Origin of the sequence: Streptomyces sp. NPDC001750 (genome assembly GCF_042892615.1) — a bacterium.
GTDB lineage: Bacteria > Actinomycetota > Actinomycetes > Streptomycetales > Streptomycetaceae > Streptomyces.
This window is the reverse complement of sequence record NZ_JBIAUE010000004.1, coordinates 410685-429481: the sequence shown is the minus strand read 5'-3', so window position 1 is coordinate 429481 and position 18797 is coordinate 410685. Positions and strand designations below refer to the sequence as shown.

The following is an 18797-nucleotide window of genomic DNA, read 5'->3' as shown; positions in this document are numbered from 1 at the left end:
GTCGGGGTCCGGGGTCCGGGAGCCGGACCCGGGAGACCCAGGACGGGGGGCAGTGGGACCGAACAGGAGCGCGTGATGACCAAGGGCAACGAGACCAAGATCACGGACGAGCTGTACGCGTACATGCTGGCCCACAACCCGCCGCTCGACGCGGTGCAGCGGGAGCTGGTCGAGACCACGTACGCCCGTCTGCCCGAGCAGGCGGGCATGCAGTCCGCCGAGGAGCAGGCCCCGCTGCTCGCCTTCCTCGTCCGGCTGACCGGGGCCCGGCACATCGTGGAGGTCGGCACGTTCACCGGCTTCTCCGCCCTGGCGATGGCGCGCGCACTGCCCGCCGACGGGCGGCTGATCGCCTGCGACATCTCGGAGGAGTGGACCGCTTACGACCTCGTCCACGATTGGCAGTGGAGGAAGGAGCGGCGTCTGGGGCCTTCGAATCCAAGGCGGAGGAGGGAGTCGGATGGGGTCTCCCCTGCTCGAAAGCAGCTGAGAGCTTGGGGAAGGAGCGTCGGGGACTGACGACAACGCCGGAGGCGGAGGTCCCAGACACCGCGACGCCGCTGACAATCGTGGACGAGGCCGTTACGGCCGTGAGGCGTGGGAGCGTGCCGGAGTCGCCGACCGGATCGACCTCCGTATCGCCCCTGCGCTCGACACGCTGCGGGCGATGCCGGCAGAGCCGCACATCGACCTCGCCTATCTGGACGCGGACAAGGGCAACTACATCGCGTACTGGGAGGAGTTGGTGCCCCGGATGCGGCCGGGTGGCCTCCTCGTCGCGGACAACGTGCTCTTCCACGGTCTGGTGACCGATCCGCGGGCGACCGGCAGTGCGGCGGCGATCCAGGCGTTCAACGATCACGTGGCCGCCGATCCCCGGATGGACAGCGTGATGCTGACCGTGTCCGACGGGCTGAGCCTCTCCCGCAAGCGCTAGTGCTGCGACCGGGAAGGTCCACCGGCTCGCGACGCCCGGCACGGCACCTCGCGGTGTTGTCGCATCACCCGCGTACGTCCAGTACGCGGACGATGCTCCGCCTTGCGATGTACCGCACCGGACGCCGCGAGCCACCCGGCAAACCTTCCCGGTCACAGCACTAGTTGTTCTGTCCGGGGAGGTCGGGGACGCGGGGCGGGACTGTCCCACGACGCCCCCGCCCCGTTGCTGTGTCCCTGCGTCGCCGAAACGCGCTCAGCCGCAGCAGCCGCCCCCGCAGCAGCCCCCGCCCCCGGCACTCGCCGACGGGGCGGCGGGTGCTGCCGACCTGGCGGACGACCCTCCCACGGCGACGGTGGAGAGCAGCTTCACGGTGTCGGGGTGCCCGGCGGGGCAGGAGGCCGGGGCCGAGGACTGGGCCATCGGGCGGCTGAGTTCGAACGTGTCTCCGCAGGAGCGGCAGCGGTACTCGTAACGAGGCATGCCCCCAGGCTATCCGGCACCGGCCGACGGCGGGCGGGCTCGACTCCGGCCCGCGACGGCGGCGGGCGCGGGCGCACGGGCAGGCGTACGGGGGTACGCGGAGAGGTGAGCGGAAGGGCGCGGTGAAAGGCGAGCGGGAGGGCGCGCGAGTGTGCGTCAGGGGCGGTGGACGCCCGGCATCGTCGCCGTTCTCCGACTCTCCCGCAGCTCGCGCTCGACCTCCTCCGGGTGGCGGGCCCGCCAGTACGGGTTGTCGTGAGGGAGTCCGCCGCTGACCCGTCCGTACATCCCGAAGACCATCAGCATCAGGCCGACCACGAAGCTGAACAGCACGTTCTGGAGGTGGAAGGCGAGGAAGTTGAAGCGGGTGTCGAGCAGCGCGAGGTTGACGAAGCCGCTGAGGATGAAGGCCACGCCCAGGATCATGTTGAGTGTCGAGGCGAAGTTGCCGCCGATGACCATTCCGGCGAAGAGCAGCAGGCCGACGCAGACGGACAGGACGCTGAGCGCCCCGTTCGTGTTGAGGCCCGCGACGGTGGCGCCCCCGGTGTTGAAGAAGCCGATCCTGTCCATCAGCCCGAGGATCCCGAAGGCGAGCAGCACCAGTCCCATCAGCCCGGCCCCGACCCGGTAGACGCGGTTGAGCCGGTAATCGACCGGGAGGTGCTTGTCGAACCGGGTGGTTCTCGGGCGGCCGCGTCGAGGAGTCCGGCGTCCGGTGGCGTGCAGTTCGTGGGTGGCCATGTCGGCCTCCTTGGGTGCCTCCTTCAGACGTACTCCCAGGATCCGCCGAGGGCGGCGCGGGTGCACATCAGCACAGGCACGCATCCAGAAGGCACGCATGCCCCCGGAGGCCACGGAGGTGCGAGGGCATTGAGGGAGGGCATCGGGGCGCGAGGCAGCGCGCACCGGACTCCGGTCGGACTACCGGGGCCTCGGTCGAACGGGGCCCCGGGGCGGGCGGGAACCACGGTCGGACGGGCCGGGCGGGCAAGTTGCCTTTCCGACGGCCCGGATCAGGCGCCCGCGCCGCGCTCCTCGCGGATCTCCGAGACCACCCGCGCGGCCGTGCGCCGTACCGCCTCGGTCTCGGTGAGGAAGCGCCAGTAGTCCGGGTGGTGCTCGTCGAGTCCGGCGACGGCGCGCTCCAGCCGGGCCACCGCGTCGTCCAGTGGGCGGGCGTGCCGGGGATCGGGGGTGTTGCGTCCGGCCATGGCCAAGCGCTGGGCGTCCCTGATCGTGAACCGGGTCCGTTGGATCTCCTGCTGCGGATCCTTGGCCACGTCGTTCAGCCTGTTCAGCCGGTCGCCGGCCATGGATACCGCTTCGTCCGTGGCGTTCAGCAGGGCGCGTGCCGTGCTCAGGCGGGAGGTGGCGTCGGCCCACCGCTGTTCGTCCCGCGCCCGGGTGGCCTCCTTCAGCTTCTCCTCGGCCTGCCGCACGTTGACAGCCGCCTGCTCGGGGACCGGCTGGAGGTCCTGCCAGCACGCGGCCGAGAAACGCCGCCGCAGTTCGCTCAGCACCGGCTCCACCGAGGCCGCCCGGGTCGTCAGCGCCTGGGCGCGCGTACGCAGCGACACCAGCCGGTGGTCGATCTCCGCGGCCCGTGCGGGCAGCCGGTCCGCGTCGGCACGTACCGCCTCGGCGTCACGCAGCACCCGGTCGGCGCGTTGCAGGGTCTCCTGGACACCGTGCCGCCCGGCGCCCTCGTTGAGCTTGGTCAGCTCGGGGGCGAGGGCCGCCAGCCGCGCGGCGAGGTCGTCCGCCCGCAGCCCGGACGCCCGCACCGCGTCGAGAGCGTTGCTCGCACCGAGGAGCGCCTGCCGTGCCCGCTCCACGGCCGGTGCGAGCCGGGCGAGCTGCGTCTCCGCCTTGCCCAGGAGCGGCCCGAGGCCTCGCGCGAACCGGTCCAGCTCGCCCTTGGCCCGTACCAGATCGTCCTTGGCCGCGGTCAGCTCCGTCCTGGCCCTGGCGGCGACGGCCGGCTCCAGATCGTCCCGGTCGAGATCGTGCGCGTCGACCGCGGTGATGTACCGGTGGCTGACCTCGTCGATCCGCCGACCGAGGGCGTCGAAGTCGTCGACGGCCTTGCGCGCGTCGGGCGAACTGTCGACGGCGGTGATCGTCTCGATCGAGATCCGCAGATCGCGCTGGGCCGTGTCCAGCTCGTAGAAGGCGGCGGCCGCGGCGTCCTTCGCGGCCTGCGCGTCGGCGCGCTGGTTCCCGCCGCGCCCGCCGAACCAACGCCTCGTACCCCCGCCGGCGAACGCCGCGGGCAGGGCCGCCGCGAGCAGCGGCACCGGGAGCAGGACCAGCGCGACAACGTCCCTGAGCGCTCCGGGAGCGCTGCCCCCGGAACGCGCGACGGCGGAACTTCTGGAGTTCGAACGCCGGGCGGTGGTGCCCTTGGCGGTGGTGTCACCGACGGCGGAATCCCCACCCGCTCTCGACTGCGGCCGCGCGTGTGTCGCCGTCACATCCCTCTCCCGTGCCGTTCCGCCCTGCCCGGTACATTGTCCCACCAGGTATGGACGAACACACGGGCCGATCAGTTCGCGGTTCGAACCGTGATCCGGCCATTGTTGCTCCGGGCCTCCACCACATGAGAGCTGTCGTCGCTGCGCGGTACGTCCACCGAGGTCCTTCCGTTGCGGGCGGTGGCGCTCACCGCGTACTTCACGGAACCGCTCGGCAGGCCGATGGTGATGCTCCCGTTGTGGCTGCGGGCCTCGACGAGATCCGGGGCGGAGGCGAAGCCGAGCCGGATCCTGCCGTTGTCGCACTTCGCCGACACGGACGCCGCCGAGATCCCTTCCGCGTCGAGGGTTCCGTTGTTGCTCTCCAGCGAGAGCGGCCCGCTGGAGTCCCGGACGGTGACGGAGCCGTTGTTGTTGCGCAGCTTGAGAGGCGTGTCGAAGCCGGACGCGGTGATCCTTCCGTTGCCGCCCTTGACGGTCACCGCCACGCCACGCGGCACCTTCACCCGGTGCCGCGAGGAGCAGTCGCTGATCAGGGCCCGGCACTTCACCCGGAGGGTCAGCGTGCCGTCCCGCAGCCCCCACTGCGCTTCGGGCCCGCTCCCGGCGAACACCCAGCCGTCGACGTGCCGGGTCACCTCGACCTCGCGCACATCGCCGGGCGTGAGTTCCAGCGTCGTGTTGGTGGCGTCGATGGTCAGTGCCTTCCCGGTTTCCCCGCCGAGGGCGAACGACTTGTGCTCGGCGGGCGCGTCACCGGGGTCCGAGCTTCCGCAGCCACTGACGGCCAGCCCCAGGAGCAGGGCCCCGCCGGACGCGATGAGAGCACGAGTGCGGACTGTCACGATGATCCATTCCCCCACGGTTACGCCGGGTGGTCCCCAACGGTGTGACCTCACCGTACGTAGGCGACCCGGCCCGCCGGAATCCGGTCGGCCACCATGATCGGGGTGGGGATAACCCCCCACCACCCGGCCTCCGGCCCGAAGCCCCATTCACCGTCCCCGCGCCGCCACCGCCGACGGGGCGACCGCTCAGGCCCCGCGTCCGGTCGGCCCGGGACCGCTTGTGACCGTGGTCGATCGGCCATGTACCCTGTTGGTTCATCCACGGGTGCGTAGCTCAGGGGTAGAGCGCTGCTCTTACAAAGCAGATGTCGGCGGTTCGAAACCGTCCGCGCCCACCAGCACAAAGGCCCTCAGCCGATCATGGCTGGGGGCCTTTGACGTCTACTTCTTCATCAACGGGGGCGGTCAGCCATGGGCGTGGTCGCTCACAGCCGGGACGCCGCTTGAGCATGCTGTCCAGGTGACTCACTGCCTCGCGCTGGGTGTCCTGGACGACGTGGGTCGTCAGCCAGCCGCCTTGGCGATGATGCGCTCCATCTCCTCTGGGCCGAAGGCCCGCAGAGTCGTGGAACGGACGTTGCCCACCCCACCGAGCTGCAGGAGTGCTGCCGTGGCAGTTTCGTCGTCGGGCGCCTCGACGATGGCCACGAGGTCGTACGGACCGACGGTCCAGTAGATACTCAGGAGCTTCGCCCCGAGCTTCTGTACCGCTGACCCGAAGGCCTCGGAGCGCTTTGCGGTGTCCTTGTAGTTTCGGACACCTTGATCGGTCCAGCTCAGCAAGGTGACGTACGTCGGCATGTTCTTTCACCTTCACGAGGAGACACATCGTGAGGCCAAGCCTGGACATCTGGGCTAGAACCTGCACGAGATATGCACCCGGACGAGCAATACGAGCGACCACAGGCATCGAGGGGCAAGCTGACATCAACGACAGCGGCCACCAACGGTCGCCGCGGTTCTCTGCGGACCAGATGCAGTCATACAGTTGTAGCGATCCAGGGCCGCTGATATCGCGGATCGAACTCACGGCGTCCCGCGCCCACCAGCACAAAGGCCCTCAGCCGATCATGGCTGGGGGCCTTTGACGTCTACTTCTGACATCAACGGGGGCGGTCACTCACGCCCGGGGGGCTCCTGAGCAGCCGATCCATGTGGCTCACGGCTTCCCGCCGTCCCGCCTCCGCCACCCACCTGGCCTGGCTCGACGCCGTCGAGGCCGATTGCGAGACCCGATGCGGAAACGTCCGCACTGCCCTGCACCCGATCGGGCACGCCGAGGGCGTCCTCGCGACAGGCGCCGAGCATGCGACCCCTGAGTGGCTCGACTGGTTCAGCGCTGTCCGGCCGGCGGCCTTCAAGGGGAAAACCCAGCTGACGGCCGGGCACCTGCCACAGGCGCGCACGACTCTCCTCGGCGTGCTCGACGACCTGCCCCGTACCGAGGACGAACAGCGCACCGTGATCTACGGCGATCTCGCCGCGGTGGAGGCCGCCGCCGGGAATCCGGAAGCAGCATGCGAGTACGCGTGCCGACGCTCGATCAGCTTGAGATCACCTGGTACGCGACGCGCACCGGGTGCCGGTGAACGCGGCCGGGACCAGGACCAGCAGTCGGTACGTCGCCGACAGAGAAGAGTTGACCGGCCGTCACCGCGGGCCTCACAAAGCGGATGCCGGTGGTTCGGAACCGTCCGCGACCACAGTGAGAAGTCACAAGTGAGAGCCTGAACCGGTCCCCCGGACGATTGCGGCCGGGGGACCTTTTTCATGATCGAGGCCACATGGATGCCTCTGGAGTCCACACTGCCTGACAGGCTTCGCCCCTCACCTGTACGCCCGGGCCACGGGACCGGGCGACATCGGGGACGCGGGCGTGCGTGTCGGCGTGACCGTCACGGCTCGTCGGCCACGGCCCGTTCGATTGCGTTCTCGACCGCGGCGACGACGGTGGCGGTGTCCGTGCCCTTGCCGAGTTGTCCGGCGAGGGCCGCGATCGCGGCGGTCTGGGCGGCCAGCCGTTTGTCCATGGAACGGATGCGGGCCTGCATGTCCTTGAGGATCGACTGTGCCTGCCACGTCGGGTTCGTCTTGTGGTCCGCCGCGTCGGTCGGGCCGGCGATCGCGTCGGTCTTCCACACGGCGTCGAAGATGTCCTTCTTGGTGATCCCCGCCATGGGGTCCTCCTCGTTCGGGTTCCAGTTCGCTGGGTGCTTCAGCCGCTCGGCCACGTCGGCGCGGAGCTTGACCATGGTGAAGCCGCGGGGGTCGACCTTGTCGGAGCTCCATTCCAAGTGGCCGATGACGGACTTCGCCGACCAGCCATGCGCCCGGCACAGGGCCGCCTGGACGCGGACGATCGCGTCGTACTGCGCCTTGGGCCAGGGGTCCTTGCCGTCGCCGAGGTTCTCGCACTCCCAGCCGTAGAACCGCGCGTTGCCGTCGACCCCGTTCGCGTTGCCCTTCGTCGGCGCGGTCGGACGGCTGCCGTACGACTCGGCGATCACCTGGTCCAGGACCCGCGGGTCGCCGCCCCCCGCGTGGTTCGCGCGGCCCCAGCCGACCATGTGGACCCGGCCGTCCTTCGCGATCATCCCGTGGCAGAGCGGGCCCGGCAGGGACGAGTACCCGTCACGGACCATGGCCACGGTGGACGCGGTGCCCTTGGTGACCGTGTGGTGCACGATCGACCCGTTGACGGGGCCCCACGCACCCTTTGAATTTCGGTTGTGCGTACGCCAGTTGCCGACCTCGACGACACGGACGCCCTCGGCCCGAAGCGCGGATACGACCTGTGCCGCACTCAGAGGCTTTGCCACGGAATCTCCTTTCGCCCTGCGGTGTACGCGGCATTCCGGAACCGGCCCGCGCATCCGTCGGCCGTTCTGTTCACCGACTCCACTCCTCCGCTCGGTACTTGCCCGGAACACGGGCCGCAGCATGTGGAATCCGCCGCCCTCACCCTGTACTTCGTGCCGTTCGTCGACATCCGTACGGACATGGTCCGTTCCCGGCGGGACGAGCGGCTGGTACGAGTTGCATACCCCTGCCGTGACGGCCGGACTCGTCCCCGTGGTTCCGGTTGGGGCGTGTTTCGAAAGCGCCGCGGGCCCCGCCCTTCGGGCGGACGACGCTACTTCCGAAACACGCCCTGGTCCCGCGCCGGGTCGGGGCCGGGCTCCCGCGTGCGCCGGGCGCGCAGTTCGACCGCGTCCAGCAACAGGGCCAGAGTGGTCTCGAAGTGGTCGTCCTCGTCGGCCTCGGCCAGGTAGGGGGCGGCGGACGCCAGATGCGGGTAGCGGGCGGGGGAGGCCACGAGGTACTCGCGCCGCCAGGCCATCCGGTCGCCCTCCCGGGCCTCGGGGTCCAGCGCGGCGAAGGATGCCTCGAACGCGCCCATTGCCAGGGACGTGTCGACGAGAGCGCGGTAGTAGCGGGCGGCGTCCCGGTCGTCGAAGCCGGCCCGCCGGAGCGCGCCGATGACCGTGTCCGCGCCCCGGAACTCGGCTCCGCGGCGCGAGACCCGGGAGGTGACCAGAACGGCGATACGGGGATGCGCCAGACACACGCGCCGCATCCGCCGCGCGAGGGAGGCCAGGGTGTCGCGCCAGTCCTCGCTCGCCTCGAAGCCGTCGATCGCCTCGGCGATCAGCCGTTCGGCCAGACCGAGGAGGATGTCGTCCTTGCTGGAGAAGTGGCGCAGCACCGCCGTGTGGTTGGAACCGAGGTCCGCACCCAGGCGGCGCAGGGTCAGCGCGTCCGGACCCTCGCGCTCGATCACTGACGCCGCGGCGTCCAGGATCCGGTCCTGGGACAGGGCCGCCTTGGGCGGTCTGCCGCGTCGGGACCTGGGCTCCGGGGCGTCCGTGGTCCCGGGATCTTTCATGCCGTCATCCTAAGGGCTGTCCCGTGACCCCCGGCGGGCGCACATCGACGGCCGCGGCACCTCGCCGCGTTGTCGGAACACCCGCATGCGTGCCGTATGCGGGCGTCCCTCCGTCTCGCGATGCACCACGTCCGTGGCCGCGCGCCGACCGCCACGGACTATCGGGACAGCCCTCGGGGCGTGCCTTCCGGTCGGCGGCGACCGGCCGGGAGCGTGATCAGTTCGACGTGGCCTCCAGATGCGTCACCAGTGCCGACACGGCCGCCACGGTCTCGGCGTCCCGATCCGGGTCGTCCGCCGTGGGCCACGCGCTGGTCTTGATCACCACCACGTCCGCCACCGGGTCCACCCACAGGTACTGGCCGTGGATCCCGATGCCCGTGAACGCCCGGTGCGGGCCGCCCAGGGTCCACCACTGGTTCGCGTACCCGTAATGGCCGGGGTGGTCGCCCAGCGCGCCCACCTCCAGGTGGGGCAGCCCGGCGCCACGGCCGCGCTCGACCCATGCCTCCGGCACCACCTGGACGTCACCGAGCCGGCCGCCGCGCGCCATCAGCAGCCCCACGCGCGCCAGGTCCCGCACGGCCGCGTTGAACGTTCCACCACCGACGGCCGTACGCGGCCTGCTGCGTGACAGCGCGTAGAAGGCGTCGTGCTCCGCGCCGATCCTGCTCCACAGCCGCTCGGTCGCGTACCGCGCCAGCGACGTGCCGGTCGCCGCCTCCAGCACCCAGCCCAGGACCTGGGTGTCGAGCGTGGAGTAGTTGAACCACGTCCCCGGTGCCGCGGCGGTCTCCACCGAGCGGACCGCCTCCAGCACGGTGCCGCGCCCCGTCACCGCGCGCATCAGCCGGTTGACCGGGGCGTCGGGGTCCTCGTAGTCCTCGATCCCGCCCGCTCCGCTGGTCATGTGGAGCAGGTCCTCGACGGTCGGCCCGTCGAACGCCGAGCCCGCCAGTTCGGGGCAGTACGTCACCACCTTGTCCGCGAGCGAGCCGATCGCGCCCTCCGCCAGGGCGATGCCGATCAGCATCGACGTCACCGACTTCGACAGCGAGAACAGTTGGAAGCGTCGTCCGGGCGCGGCGAACCGTCCCGGATAGTCCTCGTGCACGAGGTCGCCCCGGTGCAGCACCGCGAAGCCGGTCGTGCGGGTCCGCTCGTGCAGGTCCGCCAGCGTGCGCGGGGTGCCGCCGAAGTCGTAGCGGAAGTCCGCGAGCGGGCGCGGACGGTTCGGCAGTTCGTACACCGGGCCGGAACGCGCGACCGTTTCCGTGGGCAGCACGAGCGACATGTGCGTGAACGTCCATTCGTTCACCGGTCGCCGCATCGCCAGTTCGTCCTGGTGCCGCCACACCCACGCCAGTCCGGCCCCCGCCGCGACCCCCGCCGTCGCGGCCGCCCACCGCATCCCACTCGCCATCGCGCGCTCCTCGTGATCCGCAGACAATTTTGAACCAATGGTGACATCGATGGTGACACCCTTGGTGAGACCCGGCAAATGGGGCTCGGGAGGGCCGGGGTGGGGCGGGGAACCTGTGCCCGGTCGCTCGGCACGGGCGCGCGGCCCCGCCCCGGCCCCGACGAAAGTCATGGTCGTGACCTTCCGTTCGGCCAGGATTCACTTTCCTCCCGGCACCTACGTTCGCTCGCATGAAGCAGACGTTGAGTGGAAACGAGGCCCGGAGCGGGGCCCGAGGCAGGGCCCGGAACGGCGCCGGGAGCGGGGCGCGGCCGTTGCTCGCCTGCGCCGTCCTGGGAGTGGGGGCGCTCGGCGTGGCATGGCTCGCGCCCGGCGGAGGGGGCACGGCCGGCCCGGTGGAGGTGACGGGCGGCGCCTCGGCGTCCCTGTACCGGTCGGTGACCGGAGCGGTGGCGGACGGTCCGTCGTGGGCGGGGCCGCTGCTGGAGGCGGCCACCGAGGGCACCCTGGTGGTGCTCGGGTTGCTGCTGGTGTGGGTGTGGTGGGGCGCGGTGCGGCGCGGGGAGACCCGGCTGTCCGCCGGCACGGTGCTCACCGGCGTCGGCACCGTACTGGCCTACGCGGTCAGCGAGGCCGTGAAGCTGGTGGTGGACGAGGCAAGGCCCTGCCGGGTCCTGCACGGCGCTGCGGAGGCGGTCGCCGAGTGCCCGCCGCCCGGCGACTGGTCGTTCCCGAGCAACCACGCCACGCTCGCCACCGGTCTCGCGGTCGGTCTGGCCGCCCTGCGGCCCCGCCTGGCGGCCGTCGTTCTGCCACTGGCCGGGGCCGCGGCACTGCTGCGGGTCATGGTGGGTGTGCACTACCCGCACGACGTGCTGGCCGGCGCGCTCCTCGCGGCCGCGACCGTCGGGGCCGTGCTGCTCGCGTTCCTGCCGCTCGGTCGGGCGGCGGCGTCAGCGCTCGGGCGACGGTTCCGGAAGCGGGAGGGGCGCGACGATTCCGGCCTCGTGGGCGACGACCGCCGCGGCGGCGCGGTTGTCCACCCCCAGCCGGGCCAGGATGGAACTCACATGCGCCTTGACCGTTCCTTCCACCACATGGAGGCGCCGGGCGATCTGCCCGTTGGACAGCCCGCTGCCGAGCAGGGCCAGCACATCGCGTTCCCGGGCGGTGAGGGCGCGGACCCGTTCCCGGGCGGCGCTGCGGCGTCCGGCCCGGACGCCGGCGTCGGTCTCCGACAGATGGGCGACGACCCGCGCCGCGACCTTCGGTGACAGATAGGCGGCGCCCTCGGCCACCGCGCGTACGCCCGCGATGAGCTCCTCGGGTTCGCCCGACTTGATCAGGAAGCCGGTGGCGCCGCCCCCGAGCGCCTGGAGGATGTAGTCGTCCTCGCCGAAGGTCGTGAGCATCACGACTCCGGTCTCCGGTACGGTGCGCCGGATCTCGGCCGCCGCCTCGATACCGTTCGTCCCCGGCATCCGGATGTCGAGCACGGCCACGGCCGGACGGTGGCGGCGGACCAGCTCCACCGCCTCGTGCCCGTCGCCCGCCTCGGCCACGACGTCGATCTCCGGATCGATGGACAGCACGGAGCGCACGCCCATGCGGATCATCGGCTCGTCGTCGGCGATCAGTACCCGGATCATCGGCCGGTCACCGTCCTTTCCGGATGGGGCGTGTGTCGTGCGTGCGGCGTGTGCGGTGCATGTCCTGCGCAGGGCGGGTGAGCCGGGTGTGGCGGGCGAGCGCGGTGCACGGGGTGGGTTGCTCGTGGTGGGTGTGCTGCGTGCGGCGTGTGTGCCGGGTCATGGTGTCAGGGCCTCCTTCGACATCAGCCTTCCGTCGCGGAAGCAGAGCCGGTACGCGTCCCCGGACCGGTCGTCGAAGCGGTCCGCCGTCATCGCGTAGTACTCGCACGTGGTGCCTCTCTCCTGCGGCTCCCCGGTCACCCGGCGCTGGATGGTCTCGCGTTCGGGCAGCAGGCGGCGTACCGCGTCCCGTTCCTGTCCGACCTTCAGCCGGGCGTAGTCGCCCGGGTCCAGTACGGACTGCTGGGCCGAGCGGATGTCCCAGGCCATGAGGGCGGCACTCAGCATCGCCCAGGCCACCAGCGGCAGCACGATCGCGGTCACCAGCGCCCGCCGGACCCGGCTGCGGGCGCGGCGGTGCTCCTGGGGCAGCGTCGGGGCCGACTCGCGGGGCGCCGTCGCGGGGCGGCGGGCGGACGGGGCGTGCGGCAGCCGGGCGGTGACCTCGAAGCCGCCCTCGCGGGGACCGTACGCGAAGGTGCCGCCCGCCAGCCGTACCCGTTCGTCCAGCCCGATCAGGCCCCGCCCGGTGCCCGGCACGGTCTCCGGGCCGCCCCGCGCGGGCGAGGGGCCGTTCCTGACGCGGACCACGGTCTCCTCGGCGGTGTACGTCACCCGTACGCCCACCGGGGTCAGCGGTGCGTGCTTGGCGGCGTTGGTCAGGGCTTCCTGGACGACGCGGTGGGCGGCCCGGGTCGCGGCCGGCGGCGCCCCGGCGCCGTCGGCGTCGCCGTCGATCCTCAGATCGACCGTGAGACCGGCGGACGCGGCGTCCTCGACCAGGCGGGGGATGCCGGTACCGGACCCCGACGGCGGTTCGTCGTCCGCCTCTTCCCGCAGGATGCCGATCACCTCGCCGAGCCGTTCCACCGATGCCGCTGCCCGTGCCCGGATCTCACCGGCCGCCGCCCGCTGGGCCTCGTCCAGACCGGGCGCGAGCTTGAGCGCGCCCGCCGACAGGGCGATGAGACTCAGGTCGTGGCCGAGGACATCGTGCATGTCCTGGGCGATCCGGGCCCGTTCCCGGGACCGCGCCTGCTCGGCGACGAGCCGCTGTTCGCGTTCCAGACGGTCGGCCCGTTCCCAGCCCGCCCGGACGAGCTCCTGGTACTGGCGCCAGAACCGCCCGGCGAACCAGGGCAGCATCGCCGCCACCGACACCACGGCGGCGTAGCGCCCGGCCATGAGCAGCCAGGACGGCACCAGCGCCACCGCGACGACCCCGCCCGCGACGACCGCGACGAGCACGAGGAGCGTGGGTCCGGTCCTCCCCGGTTCCCGACCGGCGAAGAAGGCCGCCCCGGCGGCGGGCAGGGCCCACCACATGCTGACGGCGCTCAGCCCGACGCAGACCGCCGCGGTGACGGTCAGCAGACCGCCCAGGGCGGGGGAGGGCGGGGCCCATGGGGCGAGGACACGCCGGGACCGCGGGACAACGGCGGGCGGGGTTTCCCTGCCCGGGGCGTGGTCCCGGGCACCACGTCGGCCCGCGTCACCGGTCATCACTTTCTTCACCCGCACGACGGTACGCAGCCCGGCGGGTGTCCCGGCACTGCCGAAAGTCACCCTTGTCAGGAGCGCGGCCCGGCCACCGCGAGCCGTGCTTCGCCCCCGCCCTCGTGAGCCGCCCGCCGTCCCCGGTGCTCCGGGAGCCGTCACCCGCACGGACGCGCACGGGTGGTCGCGGCGGAACGCGCGGCGCAAGGTCGGTTCTGTTCCGCGGGTCCGCCCGGCCCGTCCGAGCCGCTCATCGTGTGCGGTCCGCTCATACCGTGGCTCATACGCGTGCGGTCCGCCCACCCCGCTCCGGCCAAGGAGTCCCCCATGGCACACTCAGCGTCCGCTTCCGGCCCGGCCCGTGGCGTGGATCACGGGCAAACCAGCGCCTGGGCGACCGGCGGGACCATGTTCGCCGGTGTCCTGCTCCTCGTCGACGGTGTCTTCGGAGTGATCAAAGGCATCACGGGCATCGCCTCCGACCAGGTGTACACGCGCATCAACAACTACACGTTCAGGTTCGACGTGACCGCGTGGGGCTGGATCCACCTCGTCCTCGGCATCGTGCTCGCGATCATCGGCTTGGGCATTCTCAGAGGGGCGATGTGGGCGCGCGCGGCGGGTGTGGCGCTCGCCGCCGTCAGCCTGATCGTCAACTTCGCGTGGCTTCCGTACCAGCCGCTCTGGGCGATCGTCTCCATCGCCATCGACACATTCGTCATCTGGGCGCTGTGCACGGACCGGTCGAAGGTGCTCGCCTGATCGCCCGCGCGCCCGAGCGGGGACGGTCGGGCTGGGTGGGGCGAGCGGGGACGGACAGGTGGCCGGGACGCGTACGTGTCCCGGCCGTTGTCAGTGGCTCGGGTCACACTGGATTCATGTGCCGCAGTATCAAGACGCTACGACCGCCCGCCCTGCCCGAAGAGGCCACCGAGGAGGAGATCCGGGCCGCCGCACTGCAATTCGTACGCAAGGTGTCCGGCTTCCGCGCTCCGGCGGCGCACAACCGGGCGGTCTTCGACCGGGCCGTCGACGAGATCGCGGAGGCGACCGCCAAGCTGCTGGACGGCCTGGAGATACGGGGCGCCGTCAGGACGCCGTAGTCGCCGTCGCGGCCGCCTCCGCGGCCGGTCGGCGCATGAAGTACGCGGCCAGGGCGCCCGCCACGAACAGGGCGAGGACCGAGACGGCCGTGCCCACCCAGGTCGCGCCGAGCCACTGCCCGCCGAAGTAGCCGAGCCCCACGCTGTAACCGGCCCAGGCCGCTCCCGCCAGGGCGGACCAGGGCAGGAACTCCTTCACCTTGCGGTGCGCGGCGCCCGCGCCCAGCGAGACGACCGACCGGCCGGCCGGTGCGAAGCGCGCGACGATGACGAGGATGCCGCCGCCCCGGGCAAGGGCCCCGCCCAGGCGTTCCTGGGCCGATGTGAGGCGGCGGGAGCGGGCGATGGCCCGGTCCAGACGGTCGCCGCCGCGCCAGGCCAGCCGGTAGGCGACGAGGTCGCCGAGGACCGAGGCGGCGGTCGCGCAGAGCACCAGTGCGAGGAGTGACGGGACCTCGGACACCTGCTCCGCCGCCCGCGCCGCGGTGGCGGCGGAGGCCACGGTCGTCGAGCCCGCGGCGGCCGCGGTGGCGGCAGTGATGACCAGGACCCCACTGGGCAGTACGGGCAGGAAGACGTCCAGCAGCACTGAGACGGCGACCACCGCGTATATCCAGGGGCTGCCGGTCAACGCAGCCACACTCTCAAGCAAGTACTACTCCCCGATCCGGAACAACGCCGCGACGTCGCAGGGGAGCGGCAGGAGCGGCACGGCCAGCTGTACAGCGTACGCCCGACACCCATCCGATGATCCATAAATATGGACGATGTTGGGAAGCTCACGTACGCACGGAAAACAGGAGGAACGGGTTCCAGGCGTACGTGAGCGGTGCGCGCGGCGAACGGTGAACGAAAGCGGGACGAGCGGGCCCGTGGGCGCCGGTGTGGCCCGTGGGCCGCTGCTCGTGGTCGGTCCGTGAGCAGCGGCTCATGGAGCCCTTCCGGATGCTCAGGCCCTTACTGCCGGGACCTGCTCGCGTACGCGGTCCGCACCGCTCTCCGTGTCATCGCGGCGGAACAGCCTGTCCAGGGACAGCGCTCCGGGGCCGCTGAAGACCAGCAGCAGGAAGACCCAGCAGAAGATGGCCGCGGCCTCGCCGCCGTTCTGTATCGGGAACAGGCCGTCGGCCTGGTGGACAGTGAAGTACGCGTACGCCATGGATCCGGAGGAGATCAGGGCGGCGATCCTGGTGCCCAGGCCGAGGGCCACCAGGCCGCCGCCGATCAGCTGGATGGCCGCCGCGTACCACTTGGGCCAGGTGCCGGCGGCTACAGAGCTGTCGCCGAAGAGGCCGAAGAGCGCGGCCGCGCCGTGACAGGCGAAGAGGAGGCCGACGACGATCCGGAACAGGCCGAGCGCGTACGGATGGGCCTGATTCAGGCGTGTGTGCATGGGGGGCTCCTTCGGTCGGGGTGGGGACGTGAACCGATCGGGCGATCCAGATTAGGGAGACCTCACCAATGCTTGCAAGTTCAACATTATGTCGACTGGCTGAAACTCGACCCGTGCCGTTCGGTCGGACTTTGATCGGATGCCGCTTTTCATCTGCGCCCCTTCCGGTCGACCGCTTGGCCTGAACCAATGGCGACGCAGCTTTCCGGCCATGTGCGGTATGCGGCGTAAGTCGGTACGCCGGGGCGTGGCGTGCCGGATCCGCGCTGGTCGGTATGGGGGATTTACGCCGTGGTGGCGAGTCGGTGACGCCCGGCCGGGCTGCCGTCGTGTCCGGATCCGGCCGATGCGGGAGCCGGTTCCTCGCTCAAAGCTCCCGGGTCGGCGCTCTCGGGGTGGGGTCGCCGTCGGGGGAGTGGGGTGAGGCGCGTGCGGCGGGGCGGCCGGTGAAGGGATGCGTGCTCAGAGGCGTCGCGGGGTGGCGTGGGGTGCCTCCGCGGGGCTGTGGGGGTCTTGCCGGTGGCCCGGTGTCGGGTGCTCGGTGTCCGGCCCGGTCGTCCGGTGGTCGGGGTTCGCCGCCCGATATCCGGGGCCCGTCCCGCCTGTCGACGGTCGCCGTGATCGTCGGTGGCGCGGTGTCGCGCCGCGCGCTTCGCTCGGGGGGCGCATGGAGTCGGGTCGTTGAACGCGCGTGCGAACCGCGTTCCGTGGGGGGCTTCGCGCTTGTCCGGCGCGCTCCGTGGCCGACCCGCGCCGGACGGCGCCGGGCCGTGCCCGCGCGGTGGCTCCGGTGATCACCGTTGGTCGCCGTAGTCGACCGAAAACACGTCGGTGTCCTCGGATGCCTCGGCGCTGCCCGTGTCCCTGGGAGTGTCGACACTTTCTCGGTGCGTCCGTGCGGGGAGGGCCCGCGGGGCGGCCCGGCGTGGGCCTGGCCGAGTCACGCGGGCGTGGTCGATTCACGGGGCATGGTCGATTTACGGGGCATGGTCGATTCACGGGGCGTGGCCGGGGCGCGTGGAGGGGCGCGTGGCCGGTCCGGGGGGGAGAGTGTGACGCGGAAGCCCCGCCCGGCTTTGCGCTCGGGCGGGGCGGTTCGTTCGTTCTGTTCCGCGTTCGGCGGTTGTGTCCGGTCCGATGTCCGGCGGGGCCGGCGATCCGGTGGTGCTCAGCAGCCGTTCAGGATGTCCTGCAGTGCGCTCTTCTCGGCCGAGTCGACGCTCAGGTCGTAGTAGTGCTTCACGTGTACCCAGGCGCGTGCGTAGGTGCAGCGGTACGAGGTGCTCGGGGGCAGCCAGTTGGCCGGGTCCTTGTCGCCCTTGGCCTGGTTGACGTTGTCCGTGACCGCGATGAGCTGAGGGCGTGTCAAGTCATTGGCGAATCCCTGCCGTTGATCCGTGGTCCAGCCGCTGGCGCCCGACCGCCACGCTTCGGCGAGCGGCACCATGTGGTCGATGTCCAGGTCGGAGGCGGCGGTCCAGGTGGCGCCGTCGTACTCCGAATACCAGGTGCCGCTGACCGCCGCACAGCTGGAGTCCTGCCTCACGTTCGTGCCGTCGCGCTCCAGCACGACCTCGCGGGTGTTGCAGGTGCCGGACTGCGTGATCCAGTGCGGGAACTTGGACCGGCTGTAGCCGTCCGACGAGCCTTCGGCCGCGACGGTGAGCTGACTCAGATACGTACGTGCGGTCGATGCGGAGACCGGGGTGGGCATGGCCGCCTGGGCGGCAGGGGCGTTGAGCAGCCCGGTCGTTGCGGCGAGGGCTGCGGATGCTGCGGCGACGGCGAGGCGACGCGCGTAGACACCTGACATGCGAACTCCCTTGATGTGGGGGGATGTTGGACATGTGACCGGTTGGACCCGGTCATCGTGGCGGCGCCAGGTTTCCGTGGGGTGGGCGCCAGGTAACAGAGTGGCGACATGGGCACGTCACATCAAGGGGTCTGATGAACAGGACTGGAGCGCGGGGGGCGTGCGTACCTGTCTGCGCTGGCTCGTGTGCTGACGCCACGGCAAGTCGACTGAGGAGGAGAAGGGTTGATGATCCGGGCGGCCCCGGGCATGTCGGGTCCGGTCGGTCGTAGGGGCACGGCGTGTTGTTCCCGGTCGACATCACGCTCGGCGTCGTTCTCATCCTGTTGCTGGCGGCCGCGTGCGTCGTCGCGGCCCTGGCCTCGCTGGGGCAGTCGCGCGACATCCTGCTGGCCGGACTGCGGGCCGCCGTCCAACTTGCCGCGGTTTCCCTGCTCATCGGCTGGGTGACGGGTTCGGCGCCGCCGTTGCTCGCGTTCGTCGCGGTGATGTACGCGGTGGCGGTCCGGACCGCGGGGCGCCGGATCACTCGCAATCGCACGTGGTGGTGGGCGGCGTTGCCGATCGGGGCGGGGGCCGCGCCGGTCGTCGCCCTGCTGGTGGTCACCGGGCTCGTACCGGTGCGCGGTATCGCACTGATCCCGGTGACCGGCATCCTCATCGGGGGCGCGCTGACCGCGACCGTGCTCGGCGGGCGGCGGGCGCTGGACGAGTTGACGGCCCGGCGCGGGGAGGTGGAGGCGGGCATGGCGCTCGGGCTGTCCGATCGTGAGGCGCGACTGGAGATCGCCCGGCCCTCGGCGGCGGACGCGTTGCTTCCCGGGCTGGACCAGACGCGGACCGTCGGGCTCGTCACGCTCCCGGGCGCGTTCGTGGGCATGCTGCTGGGCGGTGCCTCACCGGTCCAGGCGGGTGCCGTGCAACTCTTCGTGCTGGGGGCGCTGATGGCGGTGCAGTCGGTCGCCGTCACGGTCGTACTCGAACTGGTCGCACGAGGCGAGCTGCACCGGGACTGAGCTCCGTGCGGACGGCGGACGGCGGGCAGTGAGCGGCGGCAGCGGGTAGCGAGTAGTGGGGCAGCGGTCGGCCGCCCTCTGTGGCTGTGGCTGTGGCTGTGGCTGTGGCC

General features: G+C 71.5%; 17 protein-coding genes, 1 tRNA gene and 4 pseudogenes. 8 read left to right on the top strand and 14 right to left on the bottom strand.

Annotation, left to right across the window (positions count from 1 at the left end):
• Positions 1-75: 75 nt before the first annotated feature.
• Positions 76-381 (top strand): annotated as a pseudogene (locus tag ACFYY6_RS10135) (O-methyltransferase); the annotation flags it as partial.
• Between the two features lie 202 nt (positions 382-583).
• Positions 584-937 (top strand): annotated as a pseudogene (locus tag ACFYY6_RS10130) (O-methyltransferase); the annotation flags it as partial.
• A 255-nt stretch (positions 938-1192) separates the two neighbouring features.
• Here ACFYY6_RS10130 and ACFYY6_RS10125 read toward each other — a convergent pair.
• From ACFYY6_RS10125 to ACFYY6_RS10110, 4 genes are all read right to left on the bottom strand, one after another.
• Entirely contained in the window at positions 1193-1420 is a 228-nt protein-coding gene (locus tag ACFYY6_RS10125; RefSeq protein WP_351524160.1) for a zinc ribbon domain-containing protein, read from the bottom strand.
• A 156-nt stretch (positions 1421-1576) separates the two neighbouring features.
• Positions 1577-2164, bottom strand: a complete 588-nt coding sequence (locus ACFYY6_RS10120) for a DUF4383 domain-containing protein (RefSeq protein ID WP_386607277.1) — start codon at positions 2162-2164, stop codon at positions 1577-1579.
• 272 nt (positions 2165-2436) lie between these two features.
• Entirely contained in the window at positions 2437-3897 is a 1461-nt protein-coding gene (locus ACFYY6_RS10115; RefSeq protein WP_389192524.1) for a hypothetical protein, read from the bottom strand.
• Positions 3898-3968: 71 nt separating this feature from the next.
• Positions 3969-4742: a DUF4097 family beta strand repeat-containing protein gene (locus ACFYY6_RS10110; protein WP_351524163.1), complete on the bottom strand. Its 774-nt coding sequence runs from the start codon at positions 4740-4742 to the stop codon at positions 3969-3971.
• Between the two features lie 266 nt (positions 4743-5008).
• Between ACFYY6_RS10110 and ACFYY6_RS10105 the strand changes: the two genes are divergently transcribed.
• Positions 5009-5083: transfer RNA gene (locus ACFYY6_RS10105), tRNA-Val, on the top strand.
• A 166-nt stretch (positions 5084-5249) separates the two neighbouring features.
• On the opposite strand, the gene ACFYY6_RS10100 is transcribed toward ACFYY6_RS10105, so the two are convergent.
• Positions 5250-5546, bottom strand: coding sequence for a GYD domain-containing protein (locus tag ACFYY6_RS10100; protein ID WP_266737179.1), 297 nt, complete (start codon positions 5544-5546; stop codon positions 5250-5252).
• 363 nt (positions 5547-5909) lie between these two features.
• On the opposite strand from ACFYY6_RS10100, the pseudogene ACFYY6_RS10095 reads away from it, so the two are divergent.
• A pseudogene (locus ACFYY6_RS10095) lies at positions 5910-6313 on the top strand (transcriptional regulator); the annotation flags it as partial.
• Positions 6314-6640: 327 nt separating this feature from the next.
• On the opposite strand, the gene ACFYY6_RS10090 reads toward ACFYY6_RS10095, so the two are convergent.
• The 3 genes from ACFYY6_RS10090 to ACFYY6_RS10080 all read right to left on the bottom strand — a co-directional run bounded on the left by ACFYY6_RS10090 (position 6641) and on the right by ACFYY6_RS10080 (position 10054).
• A complete protein-coding gene (locus ACFYY6_RS10090) occupies positions 6641-7564 on the bottom strand; it encodes a peptidoglycan recognition family protein (protein ID WP_351524164.1) in 924 nt (307 codons plus the stop codon).
• 314 nt (positions 7565-7878) lie between these two features.
• Positions 7879-8631 carry a TetR/AcrR family transcriptional regulator gene (locus ACFYY6_RS10085; protein ID WP_389192521.1) on the bottom strand — a complete coding sequence of 251 codons (753 nt, stop codon included), beginning with the start codon at positions 8629-8631 and terminating at the stop codon, positions 7879-7881.
• Between the two features lie 217 nt (positions 8632-8848).
• Positions 8849-10054, bottom strand: coding sequence for a serine hydrolase (locus ACFYY6_RS10080; RefSeq protein WP_351524166.1), 1206 nt, complete (start codon positions 10052-10054; stop codon positions 8849-8851).
• A 230-nt stretch (positions 10055-10284) separates the two neighbouring features.
• Here ACFYY6_RS10080 and ACFYY6_RS10075 point away from each other — a divergent pair.
• A pseudogene (locus ACFYY6_RS10075) lies at positions 10285-10968 on the top strand (phosphatase PAP2 family protein); the annotation flags it as partial.
• A 39-nt stretch (positions 10969-11007) separates the two neighbouring features.
• Here ACFYY6_RS10075 and ACFYY6_RS10070 read toward each other — a convergent pair.
• From ACFYY6_RS10070 to ACFYY6_RS10060, 3 genes are read right to left on the bottom strand one after another with little or no spacing between them, the layout of a single operon-like run.
• The gene (locus tag ACFYY6_RS10070) at positions 11008-11703 is read right to left on the bottom strand and encodes a response regulator transcription factor (protein ID WP_351524176.1); all 696 of its coding nucleotides are present in this window, start codon (positions 11701-11703) and stop codon (positions 11008-11010) included.
• A 7-nt stretch (positions 11704-11710) separates the two neighbouring features.
• A complete protein-coding gene (locus ACFYY6_RS10065) occupies positions 11711-11866 on the bottom strand; it encodes a hypothetical protein (protein ID WP_351627822.1) in 156 nt (51 codons plus the stop codon).
• Complete coding sequence (locus ACFYY6_RS10060; RefSeq protein ID WP_389192517.1) at positions 11863-13380, bottom strand: sensor histidine kinase; 1518 nt, start codon at positions 13378-13380, stop codon at positions 11863-11865. Before ACFYY6_RS10060 ends, ACFYY6_RS10065 begins: the two co-directional genes overlap by 4 nt.
• A 309-nt stretch (positions 13381-13689) precedes the next feature.
• On the opposite strand from ACFYY6_RS10060, the gene ACFYY6_RS10055 reads away from it, so the two are divergent.
• Together ACFYY6_RS10055 and ACFYY6_RS10050 are read left to right on the top strand one after the other, a co-directional pair.
• Entirely contained in the window at positions 13690-14124 is a 435-nt protein-coding gene (locus ACFYY6_RS10055) for a hypothetical protein (protein ID WP_351524167.1), read from the top strand.
• A 116-nt stretch (positions 14125-14240) separates the two neighbouring features.
• The gene (locus tag ACFYY6_RS10050) at positions 14241-14465 is read left to right on the top strand and encodes a DUF2277 domain-containing protein (protein WP_351524168.1); all 225 of its coding nucleotides are present in this window, start codon (positions 14241-14243) and stop codon (positions 14463-14465) included.
• Here the strand turns inward: ACFYY6_RS10050 and ACFYY6_RS10045 are convergent.
• The 3 genes from ACFYY6_RS10045 to ACFYY6_RS10035 all read right to left on the bottom strand — a co-directional run bounded on the left by ACFYY6_RS10045 (position 14452) and on the right by ACFYY6_RS10035 (position 17671).
• Complete coding sequence (locus ACFYY6_RS10045; protein ID WP_351524169.1) at positions 14452-15117, bottom strand: VTT domain-containing protein; 666 nt, start codon at positions 15115-15117, stop codon at positions 14452-14454. The two genes, ACFYY6_RS10050 and ACFYY6_RS10045, sit on opposite strands and share 14 nt — an antisense overlap.
• 297 nt (positions 15118-15414) lie before the next feature.
• Positions 15415-15858 carry a DoxX family protein gene (locus ACFYY6_RS10040; RefSeq protein ID WP_351524170.1) on the bottom strand — a complete coding sequence of 148 codons (444 nt, stop codon included), beginning with the start codon at positions 15856-15858 and terminating at the stop codon, positions 15415-15417.
• Between the two features lie 1168 nt (positions 15859-17026).
• A complete protein-coding gene (locus tag ACFYY6_RS10035) occupies positions 17027-17671 on the bottom strand; it encodes an HNH endonuclease family protein (RefSeq protein WP_351524171.1) in 645 nt (214 codons plus the stop codon).
• Between the two features lie 281 nt (positions 17672-17952).
• Here ACFYY6_RS10035 and ACFYY6_RS10030 point away from each other — a divergent pair, with 281 nt between their 5' ends.
• A complete protein-coding gene (locus tag ACFYY6_RS10030) occupies positions 17953-18687 on the top strand; it encodes an ABC transporter permease (RefSeq protein WP_389192514.1) in 735 nt (244 codons plus the stop codon).
• The last annotated feature ends 110 nt before the right edge of the window (positions 18688-18797 follow it).

Coding starts and splice junctions, on each gene's coding strand:
- ACFYY6_RS10125 (WP_351524160.1), bottom strand. CDS start 1,420: ATGCCTCGTTACGAGTACCGCTGCCGCTCCTGCGGAGACACGTTCGAA.
- ACFYY6_RS10120 (WP_386607277.1), bottom strand. CDS start 2,164: ATGGCCACCCACGAACTGCACGCCACCGGACGCCGGACTCCTCGACGC.
- ACFYY6_RS10100 (WP_266737179.1), bottom strand. CDS start 5,546: ATGCCGACGTACGTCACCTTGCTGAGCTGGACCGATCAAGGTGTCCGA.
- ACFYY6_RS10085 (WP_389192521.1), bottom strand. CDS start 8,631: ATGAAAGATCCCGGGACCACGGACGCCCCGGAGCCCAGGTCCCGACGC.
- ACFYY6_RS10080 (WP_351524166.1), bottom strand. CDS start 10,054: ATGGCGAGTGGGATGCGGTGGGCGGCCGCGACGGCGGGGGTCGCGGCG.
- ACFYY6_RS10070 (WP_351524176.1), bottom strand. CDS start 11,703: ATGATCCGGGTACTGATCGCCGACGACGAGCCGATGATCCGCATGGGC.
- ACFYY6_RS10065 (WP_351627822.1), bottom strand. CDS start 11,866: ATGACCCGGCACACACGCCGCACGCAGCACACCCACCACGAGCAACCC.
- ACFYY6_RS10055 (WP_351524167.1), top strand. CDS start 13,690: ATGGCACACTCAGCGTCCGCTTCCGGCCCGGCCCGTGGCGTGGATCAC.
- ACFYY6_RS10050 (WP_351524168.1), top strand. CDS start 14,241: ATGTGCCGCAGTATCAAGACGCTACGACCGCCCGCCCTGCCCGAAGAG.
- ACFYY6_RS10040 (WP_351524170.1), bottom strand. CDS start 15,858: ATGCACACACGCCTGAATCAGGCCCATCCGTACGCGCTCGGCCTGTTC.
- ACFYY6_RS10035 (WP_351524171.1), bottom strand. CDS start 17,671: ATGTCAGGTGTCTACGCGCGTCGCCTCGCCGTCGCCGCAGCATCCGCA.